Raw genomic sequence first — 15,727 nt, forward strand, 5'->3', positions numbered from 1 at the left:
GGGCGGCCGGAGCCGGCGCGGGGGCATCGGTCTTGGCGGCCGGCGCGCTCGGGGCGGTCTTGGCCTTGGCGGCGGCGGCCGCGGCCGTCGCGGCGGCGAGCTCGGCGGCCGAGGCCGTCGGCGTCTGCGGCAKGTCGAGGACCGGCGCGGTCTCGGCGGCGTCCGTCGCCACGGCGGCGGCGGGAACAGCGGTTTCCTGGGCGGCGGCGGCCTGGGCCACGACCGGAGCGAAGGTGGTGTCGGCGGCGGCGGCGGCCTGGCCGGTCGTCGCGGTCGCGTCGGCGGCGGCGTCGGTCTTCAGGGGCTGGGTMGTCGGCGCCTGCATGGCGGCGATCAGGGCCGCGGCGGCGGCGAGGGCGGCGGCGTCGGCCTGGCCGGCGGTCGCGTCGGCGGGCTGGCCGTCGGCGACGGTGGTGTCGGCATCGGTCTTGGCGTCGGTCTTGCTGTCGGCGGTCGAAGCGTCCGAAGMCTTGGCGTCGCCCTTGTCGGCGTCGGCGACCTTGGCCGGCGCCTTGGCGTCGGCGGCCTTGTCCGAAGCGTCGGCGGCGCGATCGGCCTTGTCGGCCTTCGCATCGGCCTTGGCGTCGGCGGCCTTGGCGCTGGAGGCCTTATTGTCTTGCGCCCGGTCGGCGGCCTTGCCGGCGTCTCGCGTGGAGGTCTTGTCGTTCGCGGCGTTGGCGCCTCCGGCCTGGGCCAGCAGCGCGCCGAACCCGTCGGCCGCGTCCTTGTCATAGCCGCCGGCGATCGCCGGGGCCTGGGGCAGGACGGAAGTGGGAGCAGCGATCGCGGTCATGCGTCGATTGGGTCCACGGAGGATGGCGGCCCGAAAAGGACACGCCTTGATCCGGACATCCCTCAGCAACCGCCGGGCCAACTCGCAGAAACCAGACAAGCTATTGTTTTATTTGATTTTAATCTTGCATTTACGACTTCGGATAGGCCGACCACGGCGTTTTTTGCCGGGCCAAACAGGGTTAACGGGACCAGGCTTGCCGCGTCGTCGCGTCCCACCCGCAGTTGGCGCCCTCCTTGCGCATACGTTCTTGTCGCTCGCTCGACGTCAGGAACGAATTGCCATGAATTTCAATGGCTTGCACATTGCCGAAGGGGTCGAACCCCGCAACGCCCGGCAGTTTTCGCCGGGCAAGGTCGCGTCGTGCCGTTCGTGGTTTGCCGAGCTGGCCGGAGAATAGACCATGTCGTTGAACACCATCTTGAACGTCGCGACCTCGGGGATGATGGCCAGCCAGACCGGCTTGCGCGTCGTTTCCGACAACATCGCCAACATCAACACCGCCGGTTACGTCCGCAAGACGATCGCCCAGTCCAACCTGGTGTCGAACGGCATGGGCGTGGGCGTCAACATCGACGCCATCAAGCGGGCCACCGACAAGTTCATGGCCGCCGCCAGCCTGAACGGCGCTTCGGACTCCGGGCGCACGGGCGCGATCGCGACGGCCATGGACAACGCCCAGAAGCTGTTCGGCGACCCCAGCGCGGCCGACAACTTCTTCGCCACCCTGGACGACGTCTACTCCGCCTTCTCCATGGCCGTGGACGACCCCTCCTCGACCCTGCTGCGCAGCAGCGCCGTGACCAAGGTCGAGGACTTCCTCGGCGAGAGCAAGCGCATCACCTCGTCGCTGTCGAGCCAGATCAAGGACACCGACAACCGCATCGGCGCCGACGTCGACCGGGTCAACGACCTGCTCAAGCAGATCGACGCCCTGAACGTCGACATCACCCGCGCCAAGATGGCGGGCGCCGACGGCACCGGCTCCGAGAACGTCCAGAGCGGACTGATCAACGAGCTGTCGACCTATATGAACATCCAGGTCAGCGACCGCGCCAACGGCGGGGTCATGGTGCGCTCGGGCGAGGGCGTCACCCTGGCCGGCAACGGCCCGGCTACGATCGCCTACAACCAGTCGGGCCCCGCCAACGGCTATCTCACCGTCGTCACCGCCAACAGCGGCGGCCAGGTCATGCCGCTGGCCGTCACCAACGGCGAGATCCAGGGCCTGCTCCAGCTGCGCAACACCGAGCTGCCCAACCTCTCCGACCAGCTGGGCGAGTTCGTCAGCCGGGCGGCCGAGGAGCTGAACCGCGCCTCCAACGCCGCCAGCTCGGTCCCCGCGCCCAACAGCATGACCGGCAAGGACCTGGGCCTGGACGCCAACACGGCCTTCGCCAACTTCACCGGCAAGACCACGATCGCCATCACCGACCCCAACAGCGCCATCGTCCGGCGGGTCGACATCGACTTCGGCGCCGGGACCATGACGGTGAACGGCGCGGCCGGCCCGGCCTTCACCAACACCAACTTCCTGACCCAGTTGAACACCGCCCTGGGCGGCACGGCCACCGCGGCCTTCGCCAACGGCCAGCTGAGCCTGAACACCACGGCCGCCACCAACGGCATCGCCATCGTCGACGACGCCACCACGCCCTCGACCAAGGCGGGCAAGGGCTTCTCCCAGTTCTTCGGCCTGAACGACATCATCCGCTCGGACGGCTATTCGCCCTACGAGACCGGCATGGTCGCCGGCGACCAGAGCGGCTTCACCCCCGGCCAGACCATCACCCTGCGCCTGACCGACGGCGACGGCAGCCGCATCCGCGACATCCAGGTGGCGATCCCCACTGGGACCGGCACGATGCAGGAGACCATCGACGCCCTGAACTCGCGCAATTCGGGCGTGGGCCTCTACGGCGCGTTCACCCTGGGTTCGAAGGGCGAACTGACCTTCACGTCCAACAGCGCCACCCCGGTCAACCTGTCGGTGGTCGAGGACAAGACCCAGCGCGGCGTGGGCGGCCCCTCGCTCAGCCAGCTGTTCGGCGTGGGCATGAGCGAGCGCAGCACGCGCGGCGGCCTCTACTCGGTCGACCCGGCCATGGACGCCAACCCCGCCAAGCTGCCGTTCGCCAAGCTGGACCTGACCGTCGCGGCCGGCGTCCCGGCCCTGGCGGTCGGCGACGGCCGCGGCGCCCTGGCCCTGGCCAAGGCCGGCGACAGCACCACCACCTTCGCCAACGCCGGCGACACCGCCGGCTCCAAGAAGAGCGTGCTGAACTACGGCGCCGACTTCAGCGGCTCGATCGCCCGCAAGGCCGCCTCGGCCACCAGCCGCAAGGAAGCCGCCGACTCCGTCAAGACCGAGGTCGACGCCCAGCGCCAGTCGCAGGAAGGCGTCAACCTCGACGAGGAGCTCGTCAACCTGACCACCTACCAGCAGGCGTTCAACGCCYCCGCCCGCCTGATCCAGGCGACGAAGGACATGTTCGATGTCCTCACCAATATCGTTTGAGGTTAAGCCATGACCCGCGTCTCCACCTCCGGCAATTTCGGCGTGATGACCAGCAACCTGATGCGCGCCCAGGTGCTGCAGAACGTCGCCGGCGAACAGGTCTCCAGCCAGAAGAACGCCAACGACCTGAAGGGCTACGCCAAGAACGCCGAGGTCCTGACGGCCATGAAGACGGCCCAGGCCAAGGTCGCCGGCTTCCTGGACCAGACCTCGCTGGTCGCCAACCGCCTGGACGTCCAGGACATCGGCATCGGCCAGATCGCCGACGCCACCCAGGACGCCCGCGACGCCATCGCCAACGCCATCGCGGCCGGCAGCGCCGAGACCCTGATGCAGCAGCTGAACGGCGCGTTCGGCGACGTGGTCCAGGGGCTGAACAGCAAGTTCAACGGCCGCTACGTGTTCGCCGGCGCCAAGTCCGACACCGTGCCGACCACCGCCACCAGCATGGCCGACCTGACCGCCGGCCCGCCGATCGCCTCGCTGTTCCAGAACGACCAGTACATCACCAGCAACCGTATCGACGACACCACCTCGGTCGACACCGGCCAGCTGGCCGACAAGCTTGGCACGGGCGTCTACGGCGCCTTCAAGCAGGTCCAGGCCTATGTCGACGCCAACGGCCCGTTCACCGGCAAGCTGACCGAGGCCCAGAGCCAGTTCCTGCAGGGCCTGCTGGGCCCCTTCGACACCGTCAAGAAGGACCTGACCATCGCCCAGGCCCAGAACGGCCTGAACCAGAAGCGCTTCGAGACCGCCCAGACCGACCTTTCGGCCCAGGCCGACACCCTGACCACCATGGTCGGCGGCATCACCGACGTCGACATGGCCGAGGCGGTCACCCGCCTGGAATCCGCCAAGCTGGCCGTCCAGGCCTCGGCCCAAGTGTTCGCGAGCCTGCAGAACTCGTCGCTGCTGAACGTGCTGAGGTAGGGGAGCGTCACTCGGTCCGAGGTCCAAACCTCGCAAAACCGCCCCTGAACCGCTATATGGCCGCGATGGACGCCGACATCGCTCTTCTGGACACCGCCACCACCGCCCCCTCCGCCCTGGATCGCGCGGTCGAGCAGGCGCGTGCGGCCGTAGGCCTGCCGGTCGGGACGCGGATCGTGGCGGCGATGTCCGGCGGCGTGGACTCCACCGTCACCGCCGCCCTGCTGGCCAAGGCCGGCTACGACGTGGTGGGCGTCACCCTGCAGCTCTACGACCACGGCGCGGCGATCTCGCGCAAGGGCGCCTGCTGCGCGGGCCAGGACATCATGGACGCCCGCATGGCGGCCGAGCGGATCGGCATCCCGCACTACGTCCTGGACTACGAAAGCCGCTTCAAGGAGCAGGTGATCGAGGACTTCGCCGACGCCTATCTGCGCGGCGAGACGCCGATCCCGTGCGTGCGCTGCAACCAGACCGTCAAGTTCCGCGACCTGCTGGACGTGGCCCGCGACCTGGGCGCCGAGGCCATGGCCACCGGCCACTACGTGCAGCGCGCCATGCCGGCTTCAGGCGGCAACCGCCCGCAGCTGCGCCGCGCCGCCGACCCGGCCAAGGACCAGAGCTATTTCCTGTTCGCCACCACGCCCGAACAGCTGGACTTCCTGCGCTTCCCGCTGGGCGGCATGGACAAGCCGACCGTGCGCCTGGTGGCCGCCGAGCTGGGTCTGGCCATCGCCGACAAGCCCGACAGCCAGGACATCTGCTTCGTGCCCGAGGGCAAGTACACCACGGTGATCGACCGAATCCGGCCGCAGGGCGCCCTGCCCGGCGACATGGTGCACATGGACGGCCGCGTGCTGGGCAAGCACGAGGGCGTCACCCGCTACACCATCGGCCAACGCCGCGGCCTGAACATCGCCGTCGGCGACCCGCTGTTCGTGGTCAAGATCGACGCCGACAAGCGCCAGGTGATCGTCGGCCCACGCGAGGCGCTGCTGACCCAGGCGCTGTCGCTGAAAGAAGGCAACTGGCTGGGCGCCGAGGACAGCCTGGAAGCGGCCGCCGCCAACGGCGCGCCGGTGCTGGCCCGCGTGCGCTCGACCCGCGAACCCGTCCCGGGCCGTCTGGCCCTGGTCGGCAATGAACCGCGCCTGTTGTTCGACGTGCTGGAAGAGGGCGTGGCGCCCGGCCAGGCCTGCGTGCTGTACGATCCCGCCGATCCCGAGCGCGTGCTGGGCGGCGGCTTCATCGTGGCCACCGAGCGGGCGGCGATCTAAGCTCGGCCTCACGCGGAGGAGTCGTGGTCCGTGCTGCTGCAAACCCTGTCGACCCTGTCCCTGATCGCCGCGCCGCCGGTGGGTGAACCCGAGAACCGTTTCGTCGCCGGGGTCGTCGTGGCGGTGGAGCGATCACGGATCAGCTCGGGCTTCCTGGAGGCCTGGCATCGGATCGAGGTCCGCCCGCCCGCCGCGCCGAACCTGACCCTGTCGGTCCTGAGCCTGAGCGCCGACGAATTCCTGCCGGCGCCCGGCCAGGTCTGCCTCTTCCGCTATCATACGAGCGGACTCGAAAGCGTGCGCGGCCGGGCGATCGTCGACACCATGTCCTGCGATCCCCTGGATTCGGCGCCCGCGAGCTGAGCCGGGCGGACGCCTCAAAAAGCAGCAGATCCCACCGCCTTTGGGTCCATTATTGACGGAGACGCCAAAACGGCGCTCACCGATCAATAGTCACGCTAAAATAATTGCGGCCTGCACCGAAAATTCACGTCGTGGGCGAGTGACATACGAAACTTTTATGGCATTTAGGACGTATCTACTGTGCGCTGCCGCCAAGCTTTTTGACGGCGTTGTAGAATTCGGAGTTGGAGGCCCATGGCAACCGCCGCCTATACTGACAAGCGTCACCAGGACCGGCACGTTTCCTTGACCCGACTGACGGTCATCGCGGCCAATCTCGCGCTCTGGGCCAGCCTGATCGCCGGCGTCGTCCTGGTCGCGGGCTGACCTAGTCGACGCCCTGTTCCTCGCGGAACAGGCCCTGGACCGCGTACAGCCCCGCCACCTTCAGATCCTCGAACACCGACCACCGGGTCACATAGTCCAGCTCGGCGCTCCATGACGGCTCGCCCTCGCCGGCGCGGGGCCAGATCATCCCGGGACGCGCCTCCAGACGCCGGGCGTAGTCCGGCAGCCCCCGGCTCAGGCTGACATATTGCGAAGGCGACTGCGGCCTGGGCCCGATCAGCGACATGTCGCCGTCGATCACGTTGAAAGCCGAGGGCAGGTCGTTGAGGCCCGCCTGCCAAAGGGCCCGGTCGAACACCGTCTMGCCCTCGGCCGGCCGGTGAAGGCGCCAGCGGCCGAAGATCGTCCCTCTCAGCCCGACGGTCTGTTCCCGTACGAAGATGGGGCCGTTCCGGGCGCAACGGATGGCGATGATCATCAACACGCCGATCGGCAGGAAGAACAGCAGGACGAAGACCGCGCCCAGCAGGTCCAGCGTCCGCTTGCACACACTCCCGGCGGGGCCAACCGCGCTGACACGCCCCGTCGTCGCTTCACTCAACGCGAACCCCACTGCACTCAGGGCGCCCCCGCCCGAGCGTCCCCCGCGACTTGGACACTCGAGGGCTTGGAACGCGCTCGATGCGTCGGGGTTCCGACGCACGACGATCGATCCACAGGTCAGTCGATCTCGTCGAAGCCCAGGCCGATCTTGAACAGGCAGTAGCCGGTCTCGTCGACCAGCCGCGCCACGTCGGGGGCGGTGTCGGCGCGCTGGCGCGCGAGGGTGAAGCGCCAGTCGTCTGGGTCCGCCCCGTCCGGGAACCCGGCCCCGTCCGCCGTCACCAGCCGGTAGGCCGGCTTGGTGCGGTGGACGTGGAAGCGGTAGCTCACTCGGCGGCGATCCCGATCGAGGCCTCCAGGGCCTCGCCCACCGTCAGGGCCTGCTCCTCGTGGATCACGCGGGACAGGTCGCGACCATCGACGATCTCGCCGCAGGCCTCGCAGGCCAGCTTGGGATGGAAATCGCAGCCGCATTTCTTATGGACGAAGTGCACCGGCCCCTTGCCCACGCCGTAGACGTGCTGGTCGCCCCACTCGGCCATGGTCAGCAGCACCGGCGACAAGGCCCGCCCCTTGACGGTGAGCACATATTCCTGGCGCGGCGGGCGTTCCGAGTAGCGACGCGGCTCGAGCACGCCGTGGGCCACCAGGCTCTTGAGGCGGGCGGCCAGGACGTTGCGGGCCACGCCCAGGCGCTCCTGCCACTGCTCGAACCGCTTCACGCCCTGGAAGGCGTCGCGGAGGATCAGCAGGGTCCACGGATCGCCGACGACCTCGAGGGTGGCGGCGATGGCGCAGCGTTCGTTGGTGTAGTCGGCGGTACGGCCCATCACGGGAAGGTGAAGCCTTCCGCCGGGGAATGCAAGGGTTGCTTTTGCAGACCTACAGCAGTAGGTTTTTTATAGCAATTGACTCTCTCGGTTGCGCACTGCGTGGCGGCGGCCGGAATATCCGCATTCCCCCGCCGCCCGCTCTTTGCGAAACGCCCTTGCGCCCACCGCGCCGAAGAGGGTTTATTCCGCCGCAAATCCCCCAGGGTGGAGCCTAACCATGTCTAATGCCGATCCGGTCGTCATCGTCTCGTTCGCCCGCACGCCGATGGGCGGCTTCCAGGGGGCGCTGGCCGGGGCCAAGGCCACCGAACTGGGCGCGACGGCGGTGAAGGCGGCGATCGAGCGGGCCGGCGTTTCGGGCGACCAGGTCGAGCAGATCTTCATGGGCTGCGTCCTGCCCGCCGGCCTGGGCCAGGCCCCCGCCCGCCAGGCAGCCGTCGGGGCGGGCCTGCCGCTCTCGGTCGAGGCCACCACCGTCAACAAGATGTGCGGCAGCGGCATGCAGGCCGCGATCATGGCCCACGACGCCCTGGCGGCCGGCAGCGCCGAGATCATCGTGGCCGGCGGCATGGAGAGCATGACCAACGCCCCCTACCTGCTGACCAAGCACCGCTCGGGCGCGCGCATCGGCCACGACCAGATGTGGGACAGCATGTACCTGGACGGGCTGGAGGACGCCTACACCCCCGGCAAGCTGATGGGCGCCTTCGCCGAGGACAGCGCCGCGACCTACCAGTTCGGCCGCGAGGCCATGGACGACTATGCCGTCAAGGGCCTGGCCAAGGCCCAGAAGGCCGTGTCCTCGGGCGCCTTCGCCGCCGAGATCACCCCGGTGACCATCACCACCCGCAAGGGCGTGGAGACGGTCAGCCAGGACGAGCAGCCGCTGAAGGCCGACGCCGCCAAGATCCCCACCCTGCGCCCGGCCTTCAGCCGCGACGGCGGGATCACCGCCGCCAACTCCTCGTCGATCAGCGACGGGGCCGCCGCCCTGGTCATGACCCGCGAGAGCGTGGCCAAGCGCCTGGGCCTGCCGATCGTCGCCAAGGTCGTCAGCCACGCCGCCCACGCCCATGAGCCGGGCCTGTTCACCACCGCCCCGGTGCCGGCCATGAAGAAGGCGCTGAAGAAAGCCGGCTGGGACGTCGCCGACGTCGACCTGTTCGAGGTCAACGAGGCCTTCGCCGTGGTCGCCATGATCGCCCAGCAGGAGCTGGGCATCCCAGACGACAAGCTGAACGTCAACGGCGGCGCCTGCGCCCTGGGCCATCCCATCGGCGCCAGCGGCGCGCGCATCCTGTGCACCCTGATCTCGGCGCTCCAGGCGCGCGGCGGCAAGAAGGGCCTGGCGTCCCTGTGCATCGGCGGCGGCGAGGCCACCGCGATGGCGGTGGAGCTGGTCTAGGGCGCTCTTACCGTTGTCATCCCGGAAAGCGCGCAGCGCTTGTCCGGGACCCAGGTGAACCGCAAAGCCTTCGCCCAGCCCCCTGGGTCCCGGACAGCCCCTGCGGGGCTTCCGGGATGACAACCGTTTGGGGATGCGGGAAGGGCGAGCTTCGCCCCCTACCCGCCCGAAACCGCCTTGGTCAGCAGGTTGATCCGCCGACCGCCGGGCATCTCGACGTCGCCGCCGGTCCAGCCGGCGGGACAGGCCCCCGACCATTCGGCGGTCATGTTCATCCTGTGCTCGCCGTTCATCGCCGGCTGGGCCGCGCCCGTCGTGGTGCTGGTGACGTCCAACACGTAGCGGGTGTTGAAGTCGCCGGCGACGTGGATGGTGCTGTCGGTCTTGCCGGCCGAGCCCATGTCGCAGGCCGAGACCACCGTCCAGCTGCCGTCCATCCCGCGCGTCATCGACTTGCGCTGGCAGCGCTTGTCGTCGCCCTGGGTGTCCAGCCCCATCTTCTCGTCGCTGGTCTCGTCGACGCAGAAGCGGAAGCTGCGGGTGAAGTTCTGGGCCTTGAAGGTCATGGTCTGGGTCCACAGCCCCGGCTTGCGCTTGGGCCACTGGGTCGGGGCCGGGGCGGTCGCCGCCGGCGCCGGCGCGGCGCCTCCAGGCGCGGCCGGCGAGGTGGCCGTCGCCGCCTTGGACGCTTCCGCCGTCTTGGTCTCGGATTTCTGGCCGCAGGCGGCCAGGGCCGCCAAGGTTCCGTACGCCACGAACACCGCTAGAGCCCGCATCGCCCACCTCTTTCGCGCGTTAGCCCCCAGAACCATAACAACCCTGGCGCCCCGCGCCGTCCAGCCCATATGCGAGTCATGACCGACGCCTTCAGCCACAACCCCGCCAAGAGCCGCTACGAACTGGAGGTCGACGGCCTGATCGCCTTCGCCGACTACCAGCGCAGCGGACACCGCCTGGTGATCCCCCATGTCGAGGCCGATCCCGCCCTGCGCGGCACCGGCGCCGCAGGCCGCCTGATGCAGCAGGTCGCCCAGACCGCCCGCGGCGAGGGGATGAAGATCGTGCCGCTGTGCAGCTACGCCGCGGCCTGGCTGAAGCGGAACGATCCGGAGATGATCGCTTAATTTGAATCCGCTCATCCCGGCGAATGCCGGGACCCAGATGGAATGGCGGTGTGGCTGACGCCACGAGCATTAAGCCTATCCAATCATCCACACAGCCATAGGATCTGGATCCCGGCATTCGCCGGGACGAGCGGTCTATGAGGATTGCTCTTCCAGCCAGTCCCGAAACGCCGCCAAAGCCGGCGTCACGGCGCGCGACTTCAGCCAGGTCAGCCAGTACATCCCCGCCMCCACCTCCAGGGCGAACGGCCGCACCAACCGGCCGTGCTCCAGGTCGCGGGCGAACATCATCGATGGGGCCAGGGCCACGCCCGCGCCCTGCATGGCCGCCTCGACCATCACCCAGGAACTGTCGAACACCGGCCCGCGGATCGGCGGCGGCGCAACGCCGGCGGCGGCGAACCAGTCGGGCCAGTCGTCGGCGCGGTAGCTGCGCAGCAGCATCTCGGACTTCAGCGCCTCGGGCGTCCTCAGCCGCTCGGCCACGGCCGGGGCGCACAGCGGCGTCATCGGGGCGGCGAACAGCGGCGTGGCCTGGGTGCCGTGCCAGGCCCCGTCGCCGAACCGCACGGCGCAGTCCAGACCCTCGCCCGCGATGTCGATACGGTTGTTGTTGGTGAACAGGCGCAGGTCGACGAACGGGTGCGCCTCGCGGAAGGCCGGCAGGCGCGGCAGCAGCCAGCCCACCGCGAAGGTGCCAACCACCCCGACGCTGAGCACCTCCATCACCCGGCCGGCCGAGAACCGCTCCAGCACGTCGCCCATGCGGTCGAAGCTGTCGCGCACCACCGGCAGCAGGGCCAGGCCCTCGTCGGTCAGGGCCAGGCCGCGCGGCAGGCGGCGGAACAGGCCCGCGCCCAGCCGCTGCTCCAGCCCCTTGACCTGGTGGCTGACGGCGGCCTGGGTCACGCACAGCTCGATGGCCGCCCGCGTGAAGCTCAGATGCCGGGCCGAGGCCTCGAAGGCCCGCAGGGCGTTGAGGGGAAGCTGCGCGCGGCTCATCTCTATACCCAAAATTATCTAGGGTCTGCGCCGAAGTATCATCGTTTGATCCGGAGGTCACCCGTCGCCCATCTTGCGGGCCATGGAGKACCCGATGATTGATCGACGCCAAGTGTTAACGGCCCTTTCGGCCCTGCCCGCCCTGTCCCTCGCCGCGCCCGCCGCCTCGGCCGCGACCGCGCGCCTGACCAGCGGCATTAGTCGAGGTATCGTCGCCTTGGAAGTCCGCAGCGGCGGCCGGCTGGGCGTCTCGGTGCTGGACACCGCCACCGGCAAGACCTTCGCCCATCGCGGCGACGAGCGCTTCGCCCTGTGCAGCACCTTCAAGCTCCTGGTCGCCGGCCTTGTGCTCAAGCGGGTGGACCAGGGCCAGGAGCGCCTGGACCGCAAGATCCCCTACGGCCCCGGCGTGCTGGTGGCCAACTCGCCGGCCACCGCCAAGCACGTGGGCGAGGGCATGACCGTGGGCGCCCTGTGCGAGGCGACCATGACCCTCAGCGACAACGCCGCCGCCAACCTGCTGCTGCTGTCGTTCGGGGGCCCGCCGGCCCTGACCGCCTTCGCGCGAAGCCTCGGCGACAAGGTCACGCGGCTGGACGACTACGAGACGGGGCTCAACGCGGTCCGTCCGGGCGAGATCCATGACACCACCTCGCCCAACGCGATGCTGGCCACCCTGCGCGCCCTGACCCTGGGCTCGGCCCTGTCGCAGGCTTCGCGCCAGCAGCTGACCGCCTGGCTGATCGCCAACCGGACGGGCGACAAGCGCCTCCGGGCCGGCCTGCCCGCCGGCTGGAAGGTCGGCGACAAGACCGGGAGCTGGGCCGACGGCAAGCGCGGCACGACCAACGACATCGCGGTGATCTGGCCGGCCGGCGGGCGCCCGCCCCTGCTGATCACCGCCTATCTGCACAACGCGACCCTGGACAACGACGGCCGCAACGCGGTCATCGCCGAAGTCGCGCGACTGGTCGTGGCGGAAGGTTTCGGGTCGTAAAAGGTCAAATACAACCTCAGGGGCGCGGCGATGAGCCGCGCCGCAAGCCACTGTTCTTTAAGGCCTTCGATCTATTCATGCCCTGCCGATCGTCTTAGCTTGAGCTATTGCTGGACGACCCGCGAAAGCAGGGTGATGACAGAGACCTCTTCGACTTCCGCCTGGCCAAATCTGGACTGGCCAAGCCCCAAATGGACGGGCGGCGACATCCTGAAGACCGCGGCCCTGGCCGTGATCGCCATGGTCGGCTACGCCCTGCTGGCCTATCTCTGCGTCGAATTCCCCCGCAACTACGGCCAGGTGGCGCCGATCTGGCTGTCCAACGGCTTCGGCGTGGCCTGCCTGCTGTCCTGCCGCAGCCGCCACTGGCCGGCCATCCTGCTGGGATGCCTGGMGGGCGGCCTGGCGGCCGGGGCCCACGTCCAGGACCTGCTGCCCATCAACATCACCCTGGTCAGCTGCAACATCGTCCAGATCTTCCTGTGCGCCTGGGGCATGCGCCGGGTCTGCGGCCAGGAGATCGACCTGGGTCGGGCGCGCGACATGATCGCCTTCGCCCTGATCTGCGGCCTGGCCGTGCCGATCGCCACGGGCGTGGTCGCCGCCACGATCCACACGGCCATGCGCGGCGGCGTGCTGGCGGCCAATATCGGCGTCTGGTCGCTGGGCGACATCCTGGGCCTGATGACCATTACCCCCTGCCTGCTGGCCCTGGTGCGCGTGCGCCACTATCTGCGCGAACGTCCCCTGTCGGTGTCCGGCGTGTTCTGCCTGCTGCTGCTGCTGGTGGTGACCATCGGCGTCTTCACCCAGCCCCGCCCCCTGCTGTTCATCGTGCCGCCGATGATGCTGCTGGTCGCCTGGCGCCTGGAGGTGCTGGGCGCGGCGCTGAGCGCCACCCTGGTGGCCGTCGTCGCGGTGATCTTCACCATGGCCGGGCACGGCCCGATCACCCTGCTGGACAGCGGCTCGCCCGACCAGGCGATCGTGCTGCAGCTGTTCCTGGCCGTGGCGATCTTCATCAGCCTGCCCGTGGCCTCGATCCAACGCCACCGCCGCCAGATCCTGCAGGACATGACCGAGGCCAACGCCGCGGCGGCCCGCAGCGAGGCCCGCTTCCGCCAGCTGGCCGAGAACGCCCAGGACATGATCGTCCACAGCAACCTGCGCGGCGTGATCCAGTACGTCTCGCCGGCCTGCGTCACCATGCTGGGCTACACCCCCGAGGAACTGGTCGGCCGCGAGGGCATGATGACCGTCCACGACGACGACCGCGAGCACATCCGCGCCATCGTCGTCGAGCAGATCGCCCACATGACGGCCCACCACGACAACGGCCCGACCCGGGTCGAGTACCGGGCGATCCGCAAGGACGGCCAGGTGATCTGGCTGGAGTCCCGGCCCGGCCTGCAGCGCGACCCGCTGACCGGGGCCATCACCGGCATCACCGACGTGGTCCGCGACGTCACCGAGCAGAAGGCCATGGAGCGCCAGCTGCGCGAGGCCCGCAACGAGGCCGAGGCCGCCGCCGCGGTGAAGGGCGAGTTCCTGGCCAATATGAGCCACGAACTGCGCACGCCCCTGACCTCGGTGCTGGGCTTCGCCCGCCTGGTCGACGACGAGCCCGACCTGTCGACCGACGCCCGCCGCTTCATCGGCCGGGTCCTGAGCGGCGGCAAGGCCCTGCTGACCACGATCAACGACATCCTGGACTTCTCGAAGCTGGAAGCCGGCCAGCTGGAGCTGAAGCGCGAGCCCGTCGCCCCCGCCCCGCTGATCGAGGAGGCCCTGGACCTGTTCTCGCTGGAGGCCGGGGCCCGGGGCGTGGCCCTGCGCACCGGAGGCCTGGAAACCCTGCCCGCCGACCTGATGATCGACGGCGGCCGCCTACGCCAGGTGCTGCTGAACCTGATCGGCAATGCGGCCAAGTTCACCGAGGCCGGATCGATCACCGTCACGGCCGCCTATGACGCCGCCGAGGAACGCCTCAGCGTCTCGGTCGCCGACACCGGCCCGGGCATCGCCCCGGAAGACGTCGACCTGCTGTTCCGCCGCTTCTCGCAGGTGGACGCCGGCCTGACGCGCAAGCACGGCGGCACGGGCCTGGGCCTGGCCATCTGCAAGGGCCTGGTCGAGGCGATGGGCGGCCAGATCGGCGTCGTCAGCGTTCCGGGTCGCGGGGCCTGCTTCAGCTTCGACGTCCTGGCCCCGTCGACGGCCCATGCCGAAGCCCCGTCCGCCCTGGAGGCCGCCGCCGCCCTGCTGCCGCCCGCCTGCCGGGTGCTGGTGGTCGACGACAACCCGGCCAACCGCGAACTGGTCAACGCCATCCTGACCGCCATGGGGGCCGAGGTGACCKAGGCCGTGGACGGCGAGGAAGGGGTCGCCGCCGCGGCGGCCGAGCGCTTCGACGCCATCCTGATGGACCTGCGCATGCCGCGCCTGGACGGCGCCCAGGCCGCCGTGCGCATCCGCGGCGAGGGCGGCCCCAGCGCCGGCGCCCCGATCATCGCCTTCTCGGCCGACGCCCGCCCGGGCGGCCCTGGCGGGGTGTTCGACGGGGCGGTGTCCAAGCCGATGACCGCCGCCGGCCTGGTCGATGCGCTGAACACCGCCATGGCCAAGTCCGCCGAGGCGGCCTGACGCAACTCGAATAACATCGATCGTCGAGATTGCGCGTCGGGCCGCGCACGCTAGGATCGCGCCGCCTCGAGAGCGTGACAGCCGAAAGTGGATGCCGGTTTCGGCGCCCGTCACGCTCTCCATGTTTGAACGCACCTGTCCTCCGGACAGGGGCCCCCAGGAGCGCCTCCCATGAGCGACGAACTCGTCTTCTACACCAACCCGATGTCGCGCGGCCGGATCATCCGTTGGATGCTCGAAGAGGTCGGCGCGCCCTACCGCACGGTGGTGCTCGACTACGCCTCGTCGATGAAGGCGCCCGAGTACCTGGCGGTCAATCCGATGGGCAAGGTGCCGGCCATCACCCATCGCGGCGTGACGGTCACCGAGGGCGCGGCGATCTGCGCCTATCTGGCCGACGCCTTCCCCGAGGCGGGCCTGGCCCCGCCCGTCGGCTCGCCCGAGCGCGGGACCTATTACCGCTGGCTGATGTTCGGCTGCGGGCCGGTCGAGCAGGCGGTGACCAACAAGTCGATGGGCTTCGTGGTGCCCGAGGACCGCAAGGCCATGGCCGGCTACGGCTGCCTGGAAGACACCCTGAACGCCCTGGAACGGGCGGTCGGCGGCAAGACCTACATCGTCGGCGACAAGTTCTCGGCCGCCGACGTCTATGTGGGCGCCCAGATTGGCTGGGGCATGATGTTCGGCACGATCGAGAAGCGCCCCGCGTTCGAGGCCTACTGGGCCGGGATCAGCCAGCGTCCGGCGGCCAAGCGGGCTTCGGAGATCGACGACGCCCTGATCGCGGCGGCGCAGACCAAGGAAAGCGCGCCGGCCCATTAAAACCCTCTCCCAAAGGGAGAGGGAGGGGCCCAAGCGAAGCTTGGGAGGGTGAGGGGGTAAGACGTCGGGCGGCGTGCCGGCAGAGCG

The 15,727-nt window shown here is 69.5% G+C and carries 15 protein-coding genes and 1 pseudogene; 10 read left to right on the forward strand and 6 right to left on the reverse strand.

Annotated features, from left to right (window positions below):
• Positions 1 to 793 (reverse strand): annotated as a pseudogene (locus AC1U89_RS07310) (flagellar hook-length control protein FliK); the annotation flags it as partial.
• A gap of 403 nt (positions 794 to 1,196) precedes the next feature.
• Here AC1U89_RS07310 and flgK point away from each other — a divergent pair.
• The 5 genes from flgK to AC1U89_RS07335 all read left to right on the forward strand — a co-directional run bounded on the left by flgK (position 1,197) and on the right by AC1U89_RS07335 (position 6,250).
• Positions 1,197 to 3,311: a flagellar hook-associated protein FlgK gene (gene flgK / locus AC1U89_RS07315; RefSeq protein WP_479899060.1), complete on the forward strand. Its 2,115-nt coding sequence runs from the start codon at positions 1,197 to 1,199 to the stop codon at positions 3,309 to 3,311.
• Positions 3,312 to 3,320: 9 nt separating this feature from the next.
• Complete coding sequence (locus AC1U89_RS07320; protein WP_479899061.1) at positions 3,321 to 4,244, forward strand: flagellin; 924 nt, start codon at positions 3,321 to 3,323, stop codon at positions 4,242 to 4,244.
• A 65-nt stretch (positions 4,245 to 4,309) separates the two neighbouring features.
• On the forward strand, positions 4,310 to 5,521 hold the full coding sequence (gene mnmA / locus AC1U89_RS07325) for a tRNA 2-thiouridine(34) synthase MnmA (protein ID WP_479899258.1): 1,212 nt from the start codon (positions 4,310 to 4,312) through the stop codon (positions 5,519 to 5,521).
• 30 nt (positions 5,522 to 5,551) lie between these two features.
• Positions 5,552 to 5,884 carry a hypothetical protein gene (locus AC1U89_RS07330; RefSeq protein WP_479899062.1) on the forward strand — a complete coding sequence of 111 codons (333 nt, stop codon included), beginning with the start codon at positions 5,552 to 5,554 and terminating at the stop codon, positions 5,882 to 5,884.
• A 234-nt stretch (positions 5,885 to 6,118) separates the two neighbouring features.
• Positions 6,119 to 6,250 (forward strand): hypothetical protein, encoded by a 132-nt coding sequence (locus tag AC1U89_RS07335; RefSeq protein WP_479899063.1) that lies wholly within the window; start codon positions 6,119 to 6,121, stop codon positions 6,248 to 6,250.
• Between the two features lies 1 nt (position 6,251).
• Here AC1U89_RS07335 and AC1U89_RS07340 read toward each other — a convergent pair whose 3' ends face one another.
• The 3 genes from AC1U89_RS07340 to AC1U89_RS07350 all read right to left on the reverse strand — a co-directional run bounded on the left by AC1U89_RS07340 (position 6,252) and on the right by AC1U89_RS07350 (position 7,644).
• A complete protein-coding gene (locus tag AC1U89_RS07340; protein ID WP_479899064.1) occupies positions 6,252 to 6,761 on the reverse strand; it encodes a sugar transferase in 510 nt (169 codons plus the stop codon).
• A 170-nt stretch (positions 6,762 to 6,931) separates the two neighbouring features.
• Positions 6,932 to 7,144: a hypothetical protein gene (locus AC1U89_RS07345; RefSeq protein ID WP_479899065.1), complete on the reverse strand. Its 213-nt coding sequence runs from the start codon at positions 7,142 to 7,144 to the stop codon at positions 6,932 to 6,934.
• Complete coding sequence (locus AC1U89_RS07350) at positions 7,141 to 7,644, reverse strand: winged helix-turn-helix transcriptional regulator (RefSeq protein WP_479899066.1); 504 nt, start codon at positions 7,642 to 7,644, stop codon at positions 7,141 to 7,143. The genes AC1U89_RS07345 and AC1U89_RS07350 overlap by 4 nt, the downstream gene beginning before the upstream one ends.
• Before the next feature lie 220 nt (positions 7,645 to 7,864).
• Here AC1U89_RS07350 and AC1U89_RS07355 point away from each other — a divergent pair, with 220 nt between their 5' ends.
• On the forward strand, positions 7,865 to 9,052 hold the full coding sequence (locus tag AC1U89_RS07355) for an acetyl-CoA C-acyltransferase (RefSeq protein ID WP_479899067.1): 1,188 nt from the start codon (positions 7,865 to 7,867) through the stop codon (positions 9,050 to 9,052).
• Between the two features lie 158 nt (positions 9,053 to 9,210).
• Here AC1U89_RS07355 and AC1U89_RS07360 read toward each other — a convergent pair whose 3' ends face one another.
• Positions 9,211 to 9,828 (reverse strand): DUF3617 domain-containing protein, encoded by a 618-nt coding sequence (locus tag AC1U89_RS07360; protein ID WP_479899068.1) that lies wholly within the window; start codon positions 9,826 to 9,828, stop codon positions 9,211 to 9,213.
• Positions 9,829 to 9,906: 78 nt separating this feature from the next.
• Between AC1U89_RS07360 and AC1U89_RS07365 the strand changes: the two genes are divergently transcribed.
• Positions 9,907 to 10,176 (forward strand): GNAT family N-acetyltransferase, encoded by a 270-nt coding sequence (locus AC1U89_RS07365; RefSeq protein ID WP_479899069.1) that lies wholly within the window; start codon positions 9,907 to 9,909, stop codon positions 10,174 to 10,176.
• Positions 10,177 to 10,311: 135 nt separating this feature from the next.
• Here AC1U89_RS07365 and AC1U89_RS07370 read toward each other — a convergent pair whose 3' ends face one another.
• Positions 10,312 to 11,178 (reverse strand): LysR substrate-binding domain-containing protein, encoded by an 867-nt coding sequence (locus AC1U89_RS07370; protein WP_479899070.1) that lies wholly within the window; start codon positions 11,176 to 11,178, stop codon positions 10,312 to 10,314.
• A 112-nt stretch (positions 11,179 to 11,290) separates the two neighbouring features.
• Here AC1U89_RS07370 and bla point away from each other — a divergent pair, with 112 nt between their 5' ends.
• From bla to AC1U89_RS07385, 3 genes are all read left to right on the forward strand, one after another.
• On the forward strand, positions 11,291 to 12,175 hold the full coding sequence (gene bla / locus AC1U89_RS07375; RefSeq protein ID WP_479899071.1) for a class A beta-lactamase: 885 nt from the start codon (positions 11,291 to 11,293) through the stop codon (positions 12,173 to 12,175).
• A gap of 135 nt (positions 12,176 to 12,310) precedes the next feature.
• Complete coding sequence (locus AC1U89_RS07380; protein WP_479899072.1) at positions 12,311 to 14,818, forward strand: MASE1 domain-containing protein; 2,508 nt, start codon at positions 12,311 to 12,313, stop codon at positions 14,816 to 14,818.
• Positions 14,819 to 14,989: 171 nt separating this feature from the next.
• Positions 14,990 to 15,640 carry a glutathione S-transferase family protein gene (locus tag AC1U89_RS07385; protein WP_479899073.1) on the forward strand — a complete coding sequence of 217 codons (651 nt, stop codon included), beginning with the start codon at positions 14,990 to 14,992 and terminating at the stop codon, positions 15,638 to 15,640.
• Positions 15,641 to 15,727: the final 87 nt, after the last annotated feature.

It is taken from the genome of Caulobacter sp. 05T431 (assembly GCF_056665975.1).

Bases quoted from the DNA above. Each gene is read 5' to 3' on its own strand.
- AC1U89_RS07355 (WP_479899067.1), top strand. From the start codon at position 7,865: ATGTCTAATGCCGATCCGGTCGTCATCGTCTCGTTCGCCCGCACGCCG.
- AC1U89_RS07360 (WP_479899068.1), bottom strand. From the start codon at position 9,828: ATGCGGGCTCTAGCGGTGTTCGTGGCGTACGGAACCTTGGCGGCCCTG.
- AC1U89_RS07365 (WP_479899069.1), top strand. From the start codon at position 9,907: ATGACCGACGCCTTCAGCCACAACCCCGCCAAGAGCCGCTACGAACTG.
- AC1U89_RS07320 (WP_479899061.1), top strand. From the start codon at position 3,321: ATGACCCGCGTCTCCACCTCCGGCAATTTCGGCGTGATGACCAGCAAC.
- AC1U89_RS07335 (WP_479899063.1), top strand. From the start codon at position 6,119: ATGGCAACCGCCGCCTATACTGACAAGCGTCACCAGGACCGGCACGTT.
- AC1U89_RS07350 (WP_479899066.1), bottom strand. From the start codon at position 7,644: ATGGGCCGTACCGCCGACTACACCAACGAACGCTGCGCCATCGCCGCC.
- mnmA (WP_479899258.1), top strand. From the start codon at position 4,310: ATGGACGCCGACATCGCTCTTCTGGACACCGCCACCACCGCCCCCTCC.
- AC1U89_RS07385 (WP_479899073.1), top strand. From the start codon at position 14,990: ATGAGCGACGAACTCGTCTTCTACACCAACCCGATGTCGCGCGGCCGG.